Raw genomic sequence first — 14,562 nt, forward strand, 5'->3', positions numbered from 1 at the left:
AGAGACTCTGGGTCCCTCAAGGAGTCCTTCACGGACTCGCGTTGTTCAGAAGCACGACCGAATCCGGCCATAAAACGTGAGTAGCGTTCGGGTTATGGATCGAAGAGCTTTCATGGTGGCTGCCGGCGGTGCGGCCGCAGGGGTGACGATGCTGCCGGGGCAGGCCGAGGCACAGGCGAAGTGGGGCCCGCATGGGCCGGTGGTCCGCTTCAACATCCTCAGCGATATCCAGGGCGACCTCACCGACTTCGGCAACGCGCTCGACGACCTGCACGCGATCAACCCCGGCAGTGCGGGGCTCGGCATCGCGGGTGACCTCACCCCGCGCGGCTACGACTTCGAGTACGCCCAGTTGCGCTCGACCTTCGACAAGCACCCGCATCCGCGCGAGGTCGCGTGGGCCATCGGCAACCACGAGTTCTACGTCCCGAAATGGCGGGACCCCGACACTCTCGCCCAGGAGACCTGGCCCAACGGGACGACCGAGGACTCGCTGTTCCGCAGCTTCTACCGGTTCTCGGGCCGCAACACCGTCTACAGCGAGACGTCGTTCGGCGGTGTTCCGGTGCTCTGCCTCGGAACCGAACGGTACGCGAAGTACCACGACCCGAAGCTGTGGGACGAGGTCTGGATGAGCGACCGCCAGTTCACCTGGCTCGAGCAGCGACTCCGGTACTGGTCGAACCGGCGCAGCCCAGTGATGGTGCTGACCCATCATCCGCTGCCCAACACGGTTTCCGGTACGCACAACAAGCTCTACCGGTCCGACTACCTCCAACCGGACAGGCTGCTTTCGATCCTCGGCCGCCACCGGGACGTGTTCCTCTTCTCCGGGCACACGCACTGGGACCTCAACCTGTCGGACTGGGTGGTCCGCCGGGTGGTTCCGGGCACCGGCAACCTCGAAGGCTTCACCGTGGTCAACACCGCGGCCGTGCAGACCGGCTGGACGGACGACGGCAAGGGCGGGGAAGTGTCCCTCGGCGGGGCGTTCAATCAGGGACTGCAGGTCGAGGTCTCGCCCGGCTCGGTGGTCATCAAGGCCCGCGACTTCACCACGAAGACCTGGCTGAAGCAGATCACCGTGCCCCTGCACAACTCCTGGGGTTTCCCGCACTGATCGGGCGTCGGTACAGCGGGTCGTGAGTGGCGAGGACGGTTATTTTTATAACCCGAAACGCCACTCACGACCCGCGCTTGACCAGGGCCGAAGGCTCCTTTCACCGCATTAGACGCGGCGAAGGGAGCCTTCATCCCACCATCGGCCCGCCCAAGAACACGCCACGTTTGACCTTCGGCTCAAAAAAAATAGAACCCTCTTTGCCACTCACGACCCCCTCGTGGAACCGTGCAGACTGCCTAAACCGGACATTTGCAGCTCAAAATCTGTCCTTTGTGGACATTCACCGCGCGGTCGGCCCTCGTCGGTCAGCGCGGACCCAGGCTGCAAAGGGTGCGCGGCACGCCATATTCGACTTGCCCCTCAATAGGACCGCCCTTACCACTCACGAGAAGAACTTCACGACCTCCGTGTACGCCAGGTAAGCGAACATCGCCAGGCAGATGCCCAACAGCCCGTTCGACAGCCACCGCGAACGCCCTTCCCGCGGTACCCGTGACGTGTTCAGCAGCACCAGCAACGTCGCCGCCAGGAAAGGCATGAACAACGCGCCCAGCACGCCGTAGATCACGGTGAGCTGGAACGGCTGGTCCAGGAACAGCAACGCCATCGGCGGGAAGGTCAGCCACAGCACGTATCCCCGGTACGCGACACTGCGTTCACCGGCCTTCTTCTCATATGCCTCAACGCTTTCCGTGGTGTTCGCGGGCAGCCGCAGAATGCGCCACCAGTCCGCGAAGAGCAGGCTCACGCCGTGCCAGACGCCGATCACCGACGTGAACGAAACGGCGAAGAAGCCGATGAGGAACGGGATCCGCGCCCACTGCCCGTAGTCCGCGGCGAGGGTGTCGCCGAGGAACAGCAAGCCCTTGTCGCCCGAGATGATCTTCTGGCCCATCAGCAATTCCGCGCCGACGATGAGCATCGCGATCACGAAGATCCCGGTCATGACGTACCCGACGGCGTTGTCGGTGCGCATCATCGGCAGCCACTTCGCCGAGCGCCAGCCCTTCGCGAGCGTCCAGTAGCCGTACGCCGCCATGGTGATCGTGCCGCCGACGCCGCCGACCAGGCCGAGGACGTAGACGAGTGAGCCGTCGGGCAGGGTCGGGACGGCGCCCTCGAACAGTTCGGCGAAGTTCGGCACGACGAGGATCGCGGTGCCGACCACGGTCACGAACATGACGCCGGTGAGCACCGTCATCAGCTTCTCGATGATCGCGTAGCGCCCGAACCACACCAGAGCGAAGCCGAGCAGACCGCAGATCATCGCCCAGTACCGCACCGAAAGGGCGGGGAAGAGCGCGTTCAGCGGCAGCCCCGACGCGGACATGGCGGTCGCGCCGTAGACGAAGCCCCAGATCACCGCGTAGATCCCGAAGTAGATCAGCGCCCAGATCCCGAGCGTCCGCCAGCCGGACAGGATCGTCCGGCCGGAGGTCAGATGCCAGCGGCCGACGGCTTCGGCCAGCGCGAGTTTGAAGATCGTGCCGACGAGCACCGCCCACAGCAGCGTGTACCCGAAGCGCGACCCGGCCACCATCGTCGCGACGAGGTCGCCCGCGCCGACCCCGGTCGCCGCGGCCATGATCCCCGGCCCGACCTGGCGCAGCCGTGCGCGCCAGCCGACGGGTGGTTCTTCCAGTTGGTCGGTCACCGTTGAACTCGACATGACGGCGAAGGTAACCCACGTCACACCGCGTGTGAATCGGACAAAGGTGACTCTTTACCGTTCCTTAGGAAAGGTTCGGCCGTTCACCGCCTCTCAAGCGAGCGGGAGTACCGTCGTGGGGGTGTTTCCCGAACATCGTCCCCGCAGGCTCCGTACCACTCCGGCGATGCGCAGGCTGGTCGGTGAGACGACGCTGCGCCCGCGCCAGCTGATCCTCCCGATGTTCGTGGCCGAGGGCGCCGACGCGCCCCGCCCGATCTCCAGCATGCCCGGGGTCGTCCAGCACACCCGCGACACGCTGCGCAAGGCCGCCGTCGAGGCCGTCAACGCCGGCGTCGGCGGCCTGATGCTGTTCGGCATCCCGAAGACCCGGGACGCGGAGGGCTCCGGCGCCATCGACCCGAACGGGATCCTCAACGTCGCCCTGCGCGACCTGAGGTCCGAGCTCGGCGACGCGACCGTCCTGATGGCGGACACGTGCCTCGACGAGTTCACCGATCACGGCCACTGCGGCGTCCTCGACGCCGACGGCGGTGTCGACAACGACGCGACCCTGCGCTTGTACGCGGAAATGGGTCTGGCGCAGGCGGAAGCGGGCGCGCATCTGCTCGGCCCCAGTGGCATGATGGACGGCCAGGTCGGTGTCATCCGCGCCGCGCTCGACCGTGCCGGGCGCACGGACACCGGCATCCTCGCGTACTCGGCGAAGTTCGCCAGCGCGTTCTACGGCCCCTTCCGCGAGGCCGTCGATTCGCAGCTGAAGGGCGACCGGAAGACGTATCAGCAGGATCCGGGCAACGTCCGCGAGGCGCTGCGCGAGATCGAGCTGGACATCGCCGAGGGCGCCGACATGGTCATGGTCAAGCCCGCCCTGTCCTATCTGGACGTCATCAGGGCCGCCGCCGAGGCGTCGACGGTTCCCGTCGCGGCGTACAACATCTCGGGCGAGTACGCGATGGTCGAGGCCGCCGCGGCGAACGGCTGGCTCGACCGCGAGCGCACGATCCTCGAGGTGCTGACGTCGATCCGCCGGGCGGGCGCGGACATGATCCTGACCTACTGGGCCGCCGAAGCCGCTGCTTGGCTGGACTAGGCTGCCTCGCGTGAGCGACAGCAAAGCCGACGAAACGGACGACGAGCGCCGCAAGCGGGGAATGTCACCGGATCCGATCCTGCCGGGCCAGAAGCCGCCGAAGATCGTGGTGCCGAAGCCGGTCGCGATCTCGTTCTGGCTGTGGATCCTCGCCGGTGTCGTCCTGGTGGCCGGGCAGATCGCCCTGCTGGTGCTGAAGGACGAACTGACCGAGGGGATCCTCAAGCAGATCAGGGAGAACCCGGTCCCCGGCCAGCCCGCCGATCCGGCTCAGGTCGCGTCCGGCGTGAACACCCTGCTGTGGATGCTGTTCGGCGGTGCGCTCACCTTCGCCGTCCTGTTCGCGTTGTTCGCGTACAAGGCCCGTGAGGGAACCCGGTCGGCCAGGACGGTCCTCACCGTGGGGGCGGTGTTCCTGGTGCTGGTGGAACTGCTGATCCTGCGCGGTTCGCTCAACGTGTTCCTGCTGGTGTCCACGCTGCTGGTGGCGATCGCGCTGGTCCTCATGTACCTGCCCAGCGTCTCCGACCATTTCCCGAAGGTCGGGCGCACGCTGCCATGACACCCGAGCCGCCCCGCTACGACGAACCCGGCGTCGGCTGGACGGCTTTGCTGTGGGCGCCGTTGTTCGCTCTCGCCGGGTTGCTCGCTGAGCTGGCGACGGGCGGCCCGGTCCATTGGCTCGCTTGGATCCTGGTCGCGGTGGGGCTGGTGGCGATCACCATTCCCTGGGTCTACGCGCGCCGCCGGTATCTCTCGCTCGAAGTCACCGCGGACGGCTACCGGCAGGGCAGGGAAACGCTGGAGGCGGCCCGGATCGCCGAGGTCCTCGAAGACGAGGCCCCGGTCGGCTCGCGCGTCCTCGGCGGCGGCTGGACGATCCCCAAGAAGCACGGCGAAGTCGGGTTGAAGCTCGAAGACGGCGTGTTCGTGCGCGCTTGGGCGAAGGATCCGGACGCCCTTCGCGAGGCTCTCGGGGATTTGGTGCGTGCTCGCACCACAGAGTCATGAGAAACTGCTCACCGTGATCGACCTTCCCCAGCCGACCGGCGCCGATCTCTGGCCACCGGAGGACTCCCGGCGCGACGCCCGGCTGCACAAACCCCTGCGCGCCGTGGTGGGGGCGGTCGAACTGATCCTCGCCGCGCTCGCGGTGTGGGGTTCCTTCGCGTGCTGGAAGGCCGGTGTCGTCCCGGTCGTGATCACCTACGGCGAAACGACGACCCTCGAATCGCAGCGGTACTTCGGCGGCCCGCTCGCCGGCGCCATCGGGCTGGGCGTGCTGGCCGCGATCCTGGTGGTGGACGCGATCCGCCAGTTCCTGCTCGCCGTGCGGGCCAAGGGCCGCAAGCCCAAGGATTAGTTGAGCCAGACGACGGCGGCGTTGACCGCGGTCGAGTACAGCAGCCACAGCAGATACGGCACCAACAGCCAGGCGGCGAGTCTCGACCGGCGCCCGAATTCCATCATCGTCACGGGCACCATGAAGTCCAGTACGACGACGTCGGCCAGCGCCAGGGCGTGCGCGCCGCCGGCGAAGAACAACGGCGTCCACAGCAGAGTCAGCAGCAGGCAGACGCCGTAGAAGGCGAAGCCGCGCGTCTCGCCGTCGGTCCGCCAGTAGCACCAGCCCGCGACGGCGACCAGGAGGAGCAGGGCCGTCCACGTCGGACCGTAGAACCAGCCCGGTGGCGCCCACGACGGGCGGATCAGCGCGTTGTGCGTTTCGGAACGGGTGGCCACGGCCAGCGCGGCCACCGTCCCGACGATCGCCGACATGGCGATGAATCCGGCCAAGGCCTGCCAGCGCAGGCGACGGTGGTGGGTCGGTGGTGACGGCACCGTGGACACGTGGATTCCTCCGCGAGGGTTTCGACACCGACTGCTTCCCACCCTAGTGGGCCTGGTCACGCCATGCCCGGAACCGCGAGGACTCGGCGGCGGGTGTCATCGGGGATTTGCGAGACTGGGGAGGTGACTACCGGAGTCGATCAGTCCAAGGCATGGTTCGAACGAGCGAAGGCCGCGATCCCGGGCGGGGTGAACTCCCCGGTGCGGGCCTTCAACTCCGTCGGCGGGACCCCGCGGTTCATGGTGCGCGGTGAGGGGCCGTACCTCTGGGACGCGGACGGCAACCGCTACGTCGATCTGGTCTCCTCGTGGGGGCCGATGATCCTCGGGCACGCGCATCCGGACGTCGTCTCCGCGGCGCGCGAAGCCGCTGTCGACGGGCTGTCGTTCGGCACTCCGACGCGCGGAGAGGTCGAACTCGCCGAGGAGATCATCGCCCGCGTCGAGCCGGTGGAGCGGGTGCGCCTGGTCAACTCCGGCACCGAGGCGACGATGAGCGCGATCCGGCTGGCCAGGGGATTCACCGGCCGGTCGAAGATCATCAAGTTCGCGGGCTGCTACCACGGCCATGTCGACGCGCTGCTCGCCGAAGCGGGCTCCGGCGTCGCGACCCTCGGGCTCCCGACGTCGCCCGGTGTCACCGGTGCGCAGGCTGCCGACACGATCGTCTTGCCCTACAACGATCTCGACGCGGTCCGGAAGTCCTTTGTGGACAACCCGGACGCGATCGCCGCGATCATCACCGAAGCCGCCGCGGGGAACATGGGCGCCGTCGCCCCCGCCGAGGGCTTCAACGCGGGGCTCAAGGAGATCGCGCGCGAGCACGGCGCGCTGCTGATCATGGACGAGGTGATGACCGGGTTCCGCGTCTCGAAGGCGGGCTGGTTCGGCCTCGACGGGGTCGCCGGTGACCTCTACACCTTCGGCAAGGTGATGTCCGGCGGGCTGCCCGCCGCGGCCTTCGGCGGCCGCGCCGACGTGATGGCGAAGCTGGCCCCGGGCGGGCCGGTGTACCAGGCGGGGACGCTGTCGGGGAACCCCGTCGCCGTCGCCGCCGGGCTCGCGACGCTGCGCGCGGCCGACGACGCCGTGTACGCGGCCTTGGACGCCAACGCGAAGCGGCTCGGTGACCTGTTCGGCCGGTCGCTGACCGAGGCGGGCGTCACGCACACCGTTCAGTACGCGGGCAACCTGGTCAGCGTGTTCTTCAGCGAGAGCCCAGTGACGAACTACCCGGGCGCGCAGGCTTCGGAGACCTGGCGGTTCCCGGCGTTCTTCCACGCGCTGCTGGACAACGGCGTGTACGCGCCGCCGAGCGCGTACGAGGCCTGGTTCGTCAACGCGGCCATGGGCGACGCCGAGTTCGAGATCATCGAGTCCGCGCTTCGCGTCGCGGCGCGCGCCGCAGCCGAGGCGGTCCAGGCGTGAGCGAGACGACGATCGTGCACCTGCTTCGCCACGGCGAGGTGCACAACCCGGACAAGATCCTTTACGGCCGTCTGCCCGGCTTCAAGCTCTCGGACCGCGGACAGCGCCAGGCGCTGACGGTCGCCGAGGCCGTCGCGAAGCACGACATCACGCACGTCGTCGCTTCGCCGCTTCAGCGCGCGCAGGAGACAGCGGCGCCGATCGCGGCCGCGCACCGGCTCGACGTCGAGACCGACGAACGGCTCATCGAGGCGGACAACCAGTTCGAGGGCGAGCGGGTCGCCGTCGGCGATGGCGCCCTCCGCCAGCCGAAGCACTGGCCCAAGCTGGTCAACCCGTTCCGGCCGTCCTGGGGCGAACCGTACGTCGAGATCGCGCACCGCATGCTCGGCGCGATCCACCGCGCGCGGCGGGCGGCCGAGGGCCACGAGGCGCTGTGCGTCTCGCATCAGCTGCCGATCTGGACCGTGCGGCGCTTCCTGGAGGCGAAGCGGCTCTGGCACGACCCGCGGAACCGGCAGTGTTCGCTCGCTTCGCTGACCAGCCTGGTCTTCGAGGGCGAGGAACTCGTGCGGATCGTCTACAGCGAGCCCGCCGGCACGACCGACCCGAAGGTGACCGGGGCATGAAACGCGCGCTGGCGGCCATGGCGGTGCTGATGCTCGTCGTCACGGGCTGCAGCACCGGCAAGGACGCCGTGGTCACCGGCGGCTCGTTCAACTTCGTGTCGCCGGGCGGGAAGGTCGACATCACCTACGACGTCGCGGATCGCCAGCCGTCGCCGACGCTGTCCGGCGACGACCTGATGAACGAGGGCAAGCAGCTCTCGATCGCGGACTTCCCCGGCAAGGTCATCGTGCTGAACCTGTGGGGCCAGTGGTGCGGGCCGTGCCGCGTCGAGGCGCCGGAGATGCAGAAGGTCTACGACCAGACCAAGGCGTCCGGCGTCCAGGTGGTCGGCATCGACCTGCGCGACAACGACCGGGCGCCGGCGCAGGACTTCATGCGGGACCGGAAGCTGACGTACCCGTCGATCTACGACCCGTCCGGGCGGACGCTGCTGCAGCTCTCGGGCTACCCGCGCAACATCATCCCGTCGACGATCGTGCTGGACAAACAGCACCGTGTCGCGGCGGTGTTCCTGCGGGACCTGCTGGCGTCGGACCTGCTGCCGGTCGTCCAGCGCCTGGCGGCCGAACCCGCCTGACCCCTCCCGCGTTTAGTCCTCTGAATGCGTTCCTTGCGTGCGCAACCACCGCATTCAGAGGACGAAAGGCGGCAGGACCAAGGTCCTGACCGGGTGCGACGTAGGTCCCGTTCGGCCAGCCCCGGCGTTTTCACCTGGACCACACTCCCTACGCTCCTTTCCGTGAACTCCGTTACCGAGCTGGCCCTCTCCGGGCCACTGCTGCTCGCGGCGGGTGTCGCGCTGCTGGCCGGGACGATCTCCTTCGCGTCGCCGTGCGTCGTGCCGCTGGTGCCCGGGTATCTCGCGTACCTGGCGGCGCTGGTCGGCGCGGACGCTCCAGCGGTCAGCGCCGACGAGGAGCGCAAGAAGGGCCGTTACGCCGTCGTCGGCGCGGCGGCGCTGTTCGTGCTCGGGTTCACCGTCGTCTTCGTGGTGACGCTGGGGACGCTGGTGTGGATCGCCGACGTCGTCCAGCTCAACATGGACCTCATCCAGCGCCTCGGCGGCGTGCTCACGATCGCGATGGCGCTGGTCTTCCTCGGCTGGATCCCGGGGCTGCAGCGCGAGTTCCGCTCCCACCACGTGCCGCGCGGCGGGTTGTGGGGAGCGCCGGTGCTCGGCGCGGTGTTCGGGCTCGGCTGGACGCCGTGCATCGGCCCGACGCTGTCCGCGGTCATGTCCATGGCCAGCGCCACCGGCGGCGCGGCGGCGCGCGGCTACGTGCTGATCCTGGTCTACTGCCTCGGCCTCGGCCTGCCGTTCCTCCTCATCGCGTTCGGTGCCCGCTGGGCCGTCCGCGCCACCGATTGGCTGCGCCGCCACGGCCGTCAGGTGCAGGTCTTCGGCGGAGCCCTGCTGCTGGTCGTCGGCGTCCTGCTGGTGACCGGGCTCTGGGGCGACATGACCGGCTGGATCCGGAACACCCTCGTGACCGACATCAGGCTGCCCTTGTGACCACCACCGAATACCGCCAGACCCCGCTGAAGCGCGTCCTCGGTTTCCTGCGCAACACCTGGCGCGGGCTGACGTCGATGCGCACCGCGCTGGTGCTGCTGTTCCTGCTCGCGCTCGCCGCGATGCCCGGCGCCCTGCTGCCGCAGCGGAACCTCAACGTCGCCAAGACCGACGAGTACATCGCCGCGCACGGCTGGTGGGGCGAACTGCTCGACCGCACGCAGTTCTTCGAGGTCTACGGCAGCGTCTGGTTCTCCGCGATCTACATCCTGCTGATGATCTCGCTCATCGGCTGTCTCGCTCCGCGCAGCTTCGAGTACGCGAAGGCGATGCGCGCGAAGCCGGTACTCACGCCGCGCAAGCTCTCGCGGATGCCGCATCACGTGTCCACCACGACCGACCGGACCCCCGAGACGGTCATGAAGGACACGCACGCGCTGCTCAAGGGCTGGCGCCGCGTCGAGCGCGAAGAGGCCGACGGAAGCCGGAGCATCTCCGCCGAACGCGGGTACCTCCGCGAGACCGGCAACCTCGTCTTCCACTTCGGCATGCTCGGCCTGATCATCTTCTTCGCGCTGGGCAAGATGTTCGGCTACGAAGGCCAGGTCATCGTCCAAGCCGACGACAGCCCGTGGTGCAACTCCGGCATCCTCGGCTACGACACCTTCAACGCCGGGCTGCGCGTCGACGGCACCGACCTCAACGCGTTCTGCATCCGCCTGAAGGACTTCGAGGCTCGCTACACCCAGAACGGGCAGGCGAACTACTACCACTCCAACATGGAGTACCAGTCCGGCGAGGATTTGAAGACCGGCGCGTGGAAGCCGTACGGGCTCGAGGTCAACTCGCCGCTGCGCACCGCGGGCGACCGCGTCTACCTGCTGAACTTCGGCTACTCCCCGAAGTTCACGGTGACCTTCCCCGACGGCACCGTGCGCACCAACATCACGCCGTGGCGTCCGGCCGACGAGCCGACGAAGCTTTCCGAAGGCGCGACGAAGATCGACCAGCCGGGTATCACCGACCCGATCGAACGCCGCACCCGTCAGCTCGCGATCACCGGCCTGCTCGCGCCGACCGCGTTCATGCACGGCAACGTGCTGACGTCGTCGCGGCCCGAGGCGAACAAGCCGGCGGTGGCCGTCGACATCTATCGCGGCGACCTCGGTCTCGACGCGGGCCGCGGGCAGTCGATCTTCCAGATCGACCAGTCGCTCGTCGCGGACGGCAGGCTCAAGAAGCTCACCCGGCAGAACCTGGACCAGGGCCAGGAGACCGTGCTGGACGACGGCACGAAGGTCCGCTTCGACGGCGTCCAGGAATGGGTCGCCATCCAGGTCTCGCACGATCCGGTGCAGGGCTGGGTGCTGGTCTGCGCGGTCGCGATGCTGATCGGGCTGGCGGGATCGCTGCTGGTCAAACGGCGCCGGGTGTGGGTCCGGGTGACCCCGGCGCGTGAAGGTGAGACGGGTACCGTGATCGAGGTCGCCGGGCTGGCGCGCACCGATCAGGCGGGCTACGGCGAAGAGTTCCAGCGGATCGGCGACAAGCTGGTCCAGGGGCAGAGAGGCAACTAGAGGTCATGCCGATCAACGAGACGCTGTCCCAGTACAGCGACTACTCCTACACCACCGCGGCGGCGATCTACGTCCTCGCGCTGATGTTCGCCCTCGTCGAGCAGGGCTTCGGCGCGAAGGGCAGGCTCGCGGCGGAACGCAGCAAGCAGAAGGCCCGCGAGCTGGTCGGCGCCGGCGGTCCGTCGGTGACGGCACCGGCGTACGGGACGCCCATCGGGACATCGCGCGAGGTCGGCCGCCCGGAGCGCATCGGCCGCATGGGCGCCGCGCTGCTGGTGCTCGCCGCGCTGCTGCACCTGGCCGCGATCGTGCTGCGCGGGTTCGCCGTGCACCGCGCGCCCTGGGGCAACATGTACGAGTACGGCATGGCCACGACCTTCATCGCGGTCCTGACCTGGATCGTGATCCTGCGGAAGTTCCCGGTCCGCCACCTCACCGGCTTCCTGCTCACGCCGGTCGTGATCCTGATGTTCATCAACGGCACGATGCTGTACACGACGGCCGCGCCGGTGCAGCCCGCGCTGCAGTCGTACTGGCTGATCATCCACGTCTCCGCGGCGATCATCGGCTCGGGCGTCTTCCTGGTGCCCGGCGTCGCGAGCGTCCTTTACCTCTTCCGCGCCGCGCACGACGAGAACCCGGCCAAGTTCGCCAAATTCGGCCCGAAGCTGCCGACCGCCGACGTGCTCGACCGCATCGCCTACCGCACGACCATCTTCGCGTTCCCGGTCTTCACCTTCGGCGTGCTCTGCGGCGCCGTCTGGGCCGAGGCGGCCTGGGGCCGGTTCTGGGGCTGGGACCCGAAGGAGACCGTCGCCTTCGTCGCGTGGGTCGTCTACGCGGCGTACCTGCACTCCCGTGCCACCGCGGGCTGGCGGGGCAAGCGGGCGGCGATCATCAACATCGTCGGTTTCTCGGCGACGGTGTTCAACCTGTTCTTCGTGAATCTGGTGACCTCCGGCCTGCATTCCTACGCCGGGGGCTGACCGTCGCCGCTGCACGCGAGCCGACTACCGTCAATACTGAGGTAATGGGGGAAGACGTGCGCGGAGGAGGAATTCAGCGGTGACCGGACCCAGTGAAGAATCGGCTCCAGGCCACCCCGAACCGACCGAGACCGGCCAGTCCTCGGAGTTGTTCTCCGAGGACAGGACGGACTCCGCGCCGCATCCGGCCGCGAGTGGTTTCGAGGCGGAGCCGACCCAGGTCGTCCAGCCGCAGTACCCGCAGCAGGGCCAGTACCCGCCGCAGCAGCCCGCTCCGCAACAGCAGCCTTCGCTGCCGCAGCCGTCGCAAGGGCAGCAGTATCAGCAGCCCTACGACCAGAACCTGCCTCCGCTGCACCCTCAGCCGCAGCAGGCGCCGCCGCAGCAGGCCGCCCAGTACCCGCCGCCTCAGCAGCAGTACGCGCCGCCGCAGCAGCAGGCGGTGCCGGGGCTCCCGCAGCCGCAGGGCAGGCACGCGCTCCCGGACGAACTCGCCACCGCGAGCCTGGTGAAGCCGCAGAAGCGCAAGCCGCAGTCGGGCTGGCGCAAGGCGCTTTACGTGGGCACCGGGAAGCTCGTCAATCCGGGGGAGAGCCCCAAGGACACGCGCAAACGCGAACTGATCGCGCAGATCAACCAGCCGCTGCGCGGGTGCTACAAGATCGCGATGCTCAGCCTCAAGGGCGGCGTCGGCAAAACCACCACGACGACCACGCTGGGCTCGACGTTCGCGTCGCTGCGCGGTGACCGGGTCGTCGCCGTCGACGCGAACCCGGACCGCGGGACGCTGTCGCAGAAGATCCCGATCGAGACCACCGCGACCGTGCGGCACCTGCTGCGGGACGCGGACAAGATCACCAGGTACAGCGACGTCCGTTCGTACACCTCGCAGGGCGGGAGCAGGCTGGAGATCCTCGCCAGCGAGCAGGATCCGGCGGTCTCGGAAGCGTTCTCCGAGGACGACTACCGGCGCACGGTCAACCTGCTGGAGCACTTCTACAACATCGTGCTCACCGACTGCGGGACCGGTTTGATGCACTCGGCGATGAAGGGCGTCCTGGACGTCGCGGACGCGCTGGTGGTGGTCTCGTCAGGCTCCGTCGACGGGGCGCGCAGTGCGTCGGCCACACTCGACTGGCTGGAGGCGCACGGCTACGGCGACCTGGTCAAACGGTCCGTCGCGGTGATCAACTCGGTGCGGCCGAAGGGTGGCTCGGTCGATCTCGACAAGCTCTCCGCGCACTTCGGCGCGCGTGTCCGTTCGGTCTGCCGGATTCCGTTCGACCCGCACCTGGAAGAGGGCGCCGAGATCGAGCTGGACCGGCTCGACGAGGACACGCGGCTGGCGTTGCTGGAACTGGCGGCCACCGTCGCGGACGGCTTCGGCGGCCAGCAGTACCAGCCGATCCAGCCCTAGTCCTCTTTACTCTTTGTCCTCGTCTTTACCTTTGCGCTGCTGCTCACCGAGCTTGCGCAGGAAGTCGGGGTCGTCGTCCGGGGCCAGTGTCGGTCGCGACGAGGGCACCCCGACGCGCTCGATCCCGAACGCGCGCCACAAGACCACGGCGACGGTGAGCGCTCCGATGGCCGCGAGCAGATAGATCATGCTCGGTCCCTTTCCGCGTGGAGGACGTTGCTCAGTCCCACGAGGCTAGCCTCTTTGCCGTGCGCGGGGGGGACTCATGGATACCCCAATGTGACGAAGGGCGATTACGAGCCCTTCGTCACTGGAGTCCTTTTTAGGGGAAATGCCTGGTCAGACCTTGCGAGCGGGTTCGCTGGCGTCGGTGGTCAGCTCGGCGAGGAGCTCGTTCACCTCGGCCTCGCGGAACCGGCGGTGCCCACCGGGAGTGCGGATCGAGCCGATCCGGCCCGCGGTCGCCCAGCGGGTCACGGTCTTGGGGTCGACCCGGAACAGGGCCGCCACTTCACCGGGGGTGAGCAACCTGCCGCCCATGGTCGCGGTCATTTTCCGCCTCCTTCACGGTTCCAGTGCTAAACCGGAGGCGGGCCCGATGCCCGTCGTGCCGGGTAGCCAACACGGCAATCGTTGCATCTCACCCGTCGGGTACTCGAACGGTTGTCCAGAGGTAAAGAGCCCTTAAAGGTCAAAACCGACAACCACGACATGCGCCCGCCGGGGCCCAGGTCTTGTCACGGATGTATGAAAACGCGCCCTGATCACGCGAATCCGGCCGTGGCACCTAAGGTGTAGCGGTGGACCAGGTGGATCGGAAGATCATCGCGGCATTGCGGGAGAACGGGCGGGCTACCTACGCCGACCTCGGCCGGTCTGTCGGGCTCTCCGCTTCATCAGTACACGAGCGGGTCGGCAAACTCGAGGCCGCCGGCGTGATCACCGGCTACCACGCCATGGTCGACCCCAATACGGTCGGGCTCGGGGTGACGGCGCTGGTCGGCATCCACCCCACCGACACCGCGACCGAGGACGACGTCGCGGCGGCGCTCGGCGCTTTGGACGAGGTCGAAAGCTGTTACGCCGTGGCGGGTGACGAAGCGTTCGTCGTCAAGGTGCGCGTGGCGACCGTCGACGATCTCGAGCGGACGCTCGGCAGGCTGCGGCGGATCCCCGGCGTCGGCCGCACGAACACCACCGTCGTGCTCTCCACCCGCTTCGAAGGGCGGCCCAACAACGCGGGCCTGGACGAGGGCCGCAACGGCGACGCGTAGC

Annotated in this window: 17 protein-coding genes; 13 read left to right on the top strand and 4 right to left on the bottom strand. The window is 68.3% G+C overall.

Annotation, left to right across the window (positions count from 1 at the left end; translation table 11 throughout):
* Positions 1-94: 94 nt before the first annotated feature.
* Positions 95-1,120: a metallophosphoesterase family protein gene (locus tag ACIRGA_RS02285; protein WP_400935822.1), complete on the top strand. Its 1,026-nt coding sequence runs from the start codon at positions 95-97 to the stop codon at positions 1,118-1,120.
* 385 nt (positions 1,121-1,505) lie between these two features.
* Here ACIRGA_RS02285 and ACIRGA_RS02290 read toward each other — a convergent pair whose 3' ends face one another.
* A complete protein-coding gene (locus tag ACIRGA_RS02290; protein ID WP_400935824.1) occupies positions 1,506-2,777 on the bottom strand; it encodes an Nramp family divalent metal transporter in 1,272 nt (423 codons plus the stop codon).
* Positions 2,778-2,913: 136 nt separating this feature from the next.
* Here ACIRGA_RS02290 and hemB point away from each other — a divergent pair, with 136 nt between their 5' ends.
* Genes hemB through ACIRGA_RS02310 form a run of 4 tightly spaced genes read left to right on the top strand, consistent with a single transcriptional unit; the run spans position 2,914 to position 5,248 of the window.
* Complete coding sequence (gene hemB, locus ACIRGA_RS02295; protein WP_400935826.1) at positions 2,914-3,885, top strand: porphobilinogen synthase; 972 nt, start codon at positions 2,914-2,916, stop codon at positions 3,883-3,885.
* Between the two features lie 10 nt (positions 3,886-3,895).
* Positions 3,896-4,447, top strand: coding sequence for a hypothetical protein (locus ACIRGA_RS02300; RefSeq protein WP_038520117.1), 552 nt, complete (start codon positions 3,896-3,898; stop codon positions 4,445-4,447).
* Positions 4,444-4,896 carry a hypothetical protein gene (locus ACIRGA_RS02305; protein ID WP_400935828.1) on the top strand — a complete coding sequence of 151 codons (453 nt, stop codon included), beginning with the start codon at positions 4,444-4,446 and terminating at the stop codon, positions 4,894-4,896. The genes ACIRGA_RS02300 and ACIRGA_RS02305 overlap by 4 nt, the downstream gene beginning before the upstream one ends.
* The gene (locus ACIRGA_RS02310) at positions 4,874-5,248 is read left to right on the top strand and encodes a hypothetical protein (protein ID WP_400935830.1); all 375 of its coding nucleotides are present in this window, start codon (positions 4,874-4,876) and stop codon (positions 5,246-5,248) included. The genes ACIRGA_RS02305 and ACIRGA_RS02310 overlap by 23 nt, the downstream gene beginning before the upstream one ends.
* On the opposite strand, the gene ACIRGA_RS02315 is transcribed toward ACIRGA_RS02310, so the two are convergent.
* On the bottom strand, positions 5,245-5,736 hold the full coding sequence (locus ACIRGA_RS02315) for a TspO/MBR family protein (RefSeq protein WP_400935831.1): 492 nt from the start codon (positions 5,734-5,736) through the stop codon (positions 5,245-5,247). The two genes, ACIRGA_RS02310 and ACIRGA_RS02315, sit on opposite strands and share 4 nt — an antisense overlap.
* A 123-nt stretch (positions 5,737-5,859) precedes the next feature.
* Between ACIRGA_RS02315 and hemL the strand changes: the two genes are divergently transcribed.
* The 7 genes from hemL (at position 5,860) to ACIRGA_RS02350 (ending at position 13,287) form a co-directional block, all read left to right on the top strand.
* Positions 5,860-7,164 carry a glutamate-1-semialdehyde 2,1-aminomutase gene (gene hemL, locus ACIRGA_RS02320; RefSeq protein ID WP_400935833.1) on the top strand — a complete coding sequence of 435 codons (1,305 nt, stop codon included), beginning with the start codon at positions 5,860-5,862 and terminating at the stop codon, positions 7,162-7,164.
* Complete coding sequence (locus ACIRGA_RS02325) at positions 7,161-7,793, top strand: histidine phosphatase family protein (RefSeq protein ID WP_400935835.1); 633 nt, start codon at positions 7,161-7,163, stop codon at positions 7,791-7,793. Before hemL ends, ACIRGA_RS02325 begins: the two co-directional genes overlap by 4 nt.
* Positions 7,790-8,371 carry a TlpA family protein disulfide reductase gene (locus ACIRGA_RS02330; RefSeq protein ID WP_400935837.1) on the top strand — a complete coding sequence of 194 codons (582 nt, stop codon included), beginning with the start codon at positions 7,790-7,792 and terminating at the stop codon, positions 8,369-8,371. The genes ACIRGA_RS02325 and ACIRGA_RS02330 overlap by 4 nt, the downstream gene beginning before the upstream one ends.
* 162 nt (positions 8,372-8,533) lie before the next feature.
* On the top strand, positions 8,534-9,307 hold the full coding sequence (locus tag ACIRGA_RS02335; protein WP_400935839.1) for a cytochrome c biogenesis CcdA family protein: 774 nt from the start codon (positions 8,534-8,536) through the stop codon (positions 9,305-9,307).
* On the top strand, positions 9,304-10,884 hold the full coding sequence (locus tag ACIRGA_RS02340; RefSeq protein WP_400935840.1) for a cytochrome c biogenesis protein ResB: 1,581 nt from the start codon (positions 9,304-9,306) through the stop codon (positions 10,882-10,884). The genes ACIRGA_RS02335 and ACIRGA_RS02340 overlap by 4 nt, the downstream gene beginning before the upstream one ends.
* Before the next feature lie 5 nt (positions 10,885-10,889).
* Complete coding sequence (gene ccsB, locus ACIRGA_RS02345; protein WP_400935842.1) at positions 10,890-11,870, top strand: c-type cytochrome biogenesis protein CcsB; 981 nt, start codon at positions 10,890-10,892, stop codon at positions 11,868-11,870.
* 79 nt (positions 11,871-11,949) lie between these two features.
* Positions 11,950-13,287 carry a MinD/ParA family protein gene (locus ACIRGA_RS02350; RefSeq protein ID WP_400935844.1) on the top strand — a complete coding sequence of 446 codons (1,338 nt, stop codon included), beginning with the start codon at positions 11,950-11,952 and terminating at the stop codon, positions 13,285-13,287.
* A gap of 6 nt (positions 13,288-13,293) precedes the next feature.
* Here ACIRGA_RS02350 and ACIRGA_RS02355 read toward each other — a convergent pair whose 3' ends face one another.
* Positions 13,294-13,476 (bottom strand): hypothetical protein, encoded by a 183-nt coding sequence (locus tag ACIRGA_RS02355; RefSeq protein WP_005151794.1) that lies wholly within the window; start codon positions 13,474-13,476, stop codon positions 13,294-13,296.
* Between the two features lie 150 nt (positions 13,477-13,626).
* The gene (locus ACIRGA_RS02360) at positions 13,627-13,839 is read right to left on the bottom strand and encodes a BldC family transcriptional regulator (RefSeq protein WP_005151795.1); all 213 of its coding nucleotides are present in this window, start codon (positions 13,837-13,839) and stop codon (positions 13,627-13,629) included.
* Positions 13,840-14,087: 248 nt separating this feature from the next.
* Between ACIRGA_RS02360 and ACIRGA_RS02365 the strand changes: the two genes are divergently transcribed.
* Positions 14,088-14,561, top strand: a complete 474-nt coding sequence (locus ACIRGA_RS02365; protein WP_400935846.1) for an Lrp/AsnC family transcriptional regulator — start codon at positions 14,088-14,090, stop codon at positions 14,559-14,561.
* The last annotated feature ends 1 nt before the right edge of the window (position 14,562 follow it).

The organism is Amycolatopsis sp. NPDC102389, from assembly GCF_044765885.1.
In the GTDB taxonomy this organism is placed as follows: domain Bacteria; phylum Actinomycetota; class Actinomycetes; order Mycobacteriales; family Pseudonocardiaceae; genus Amycolatopsis.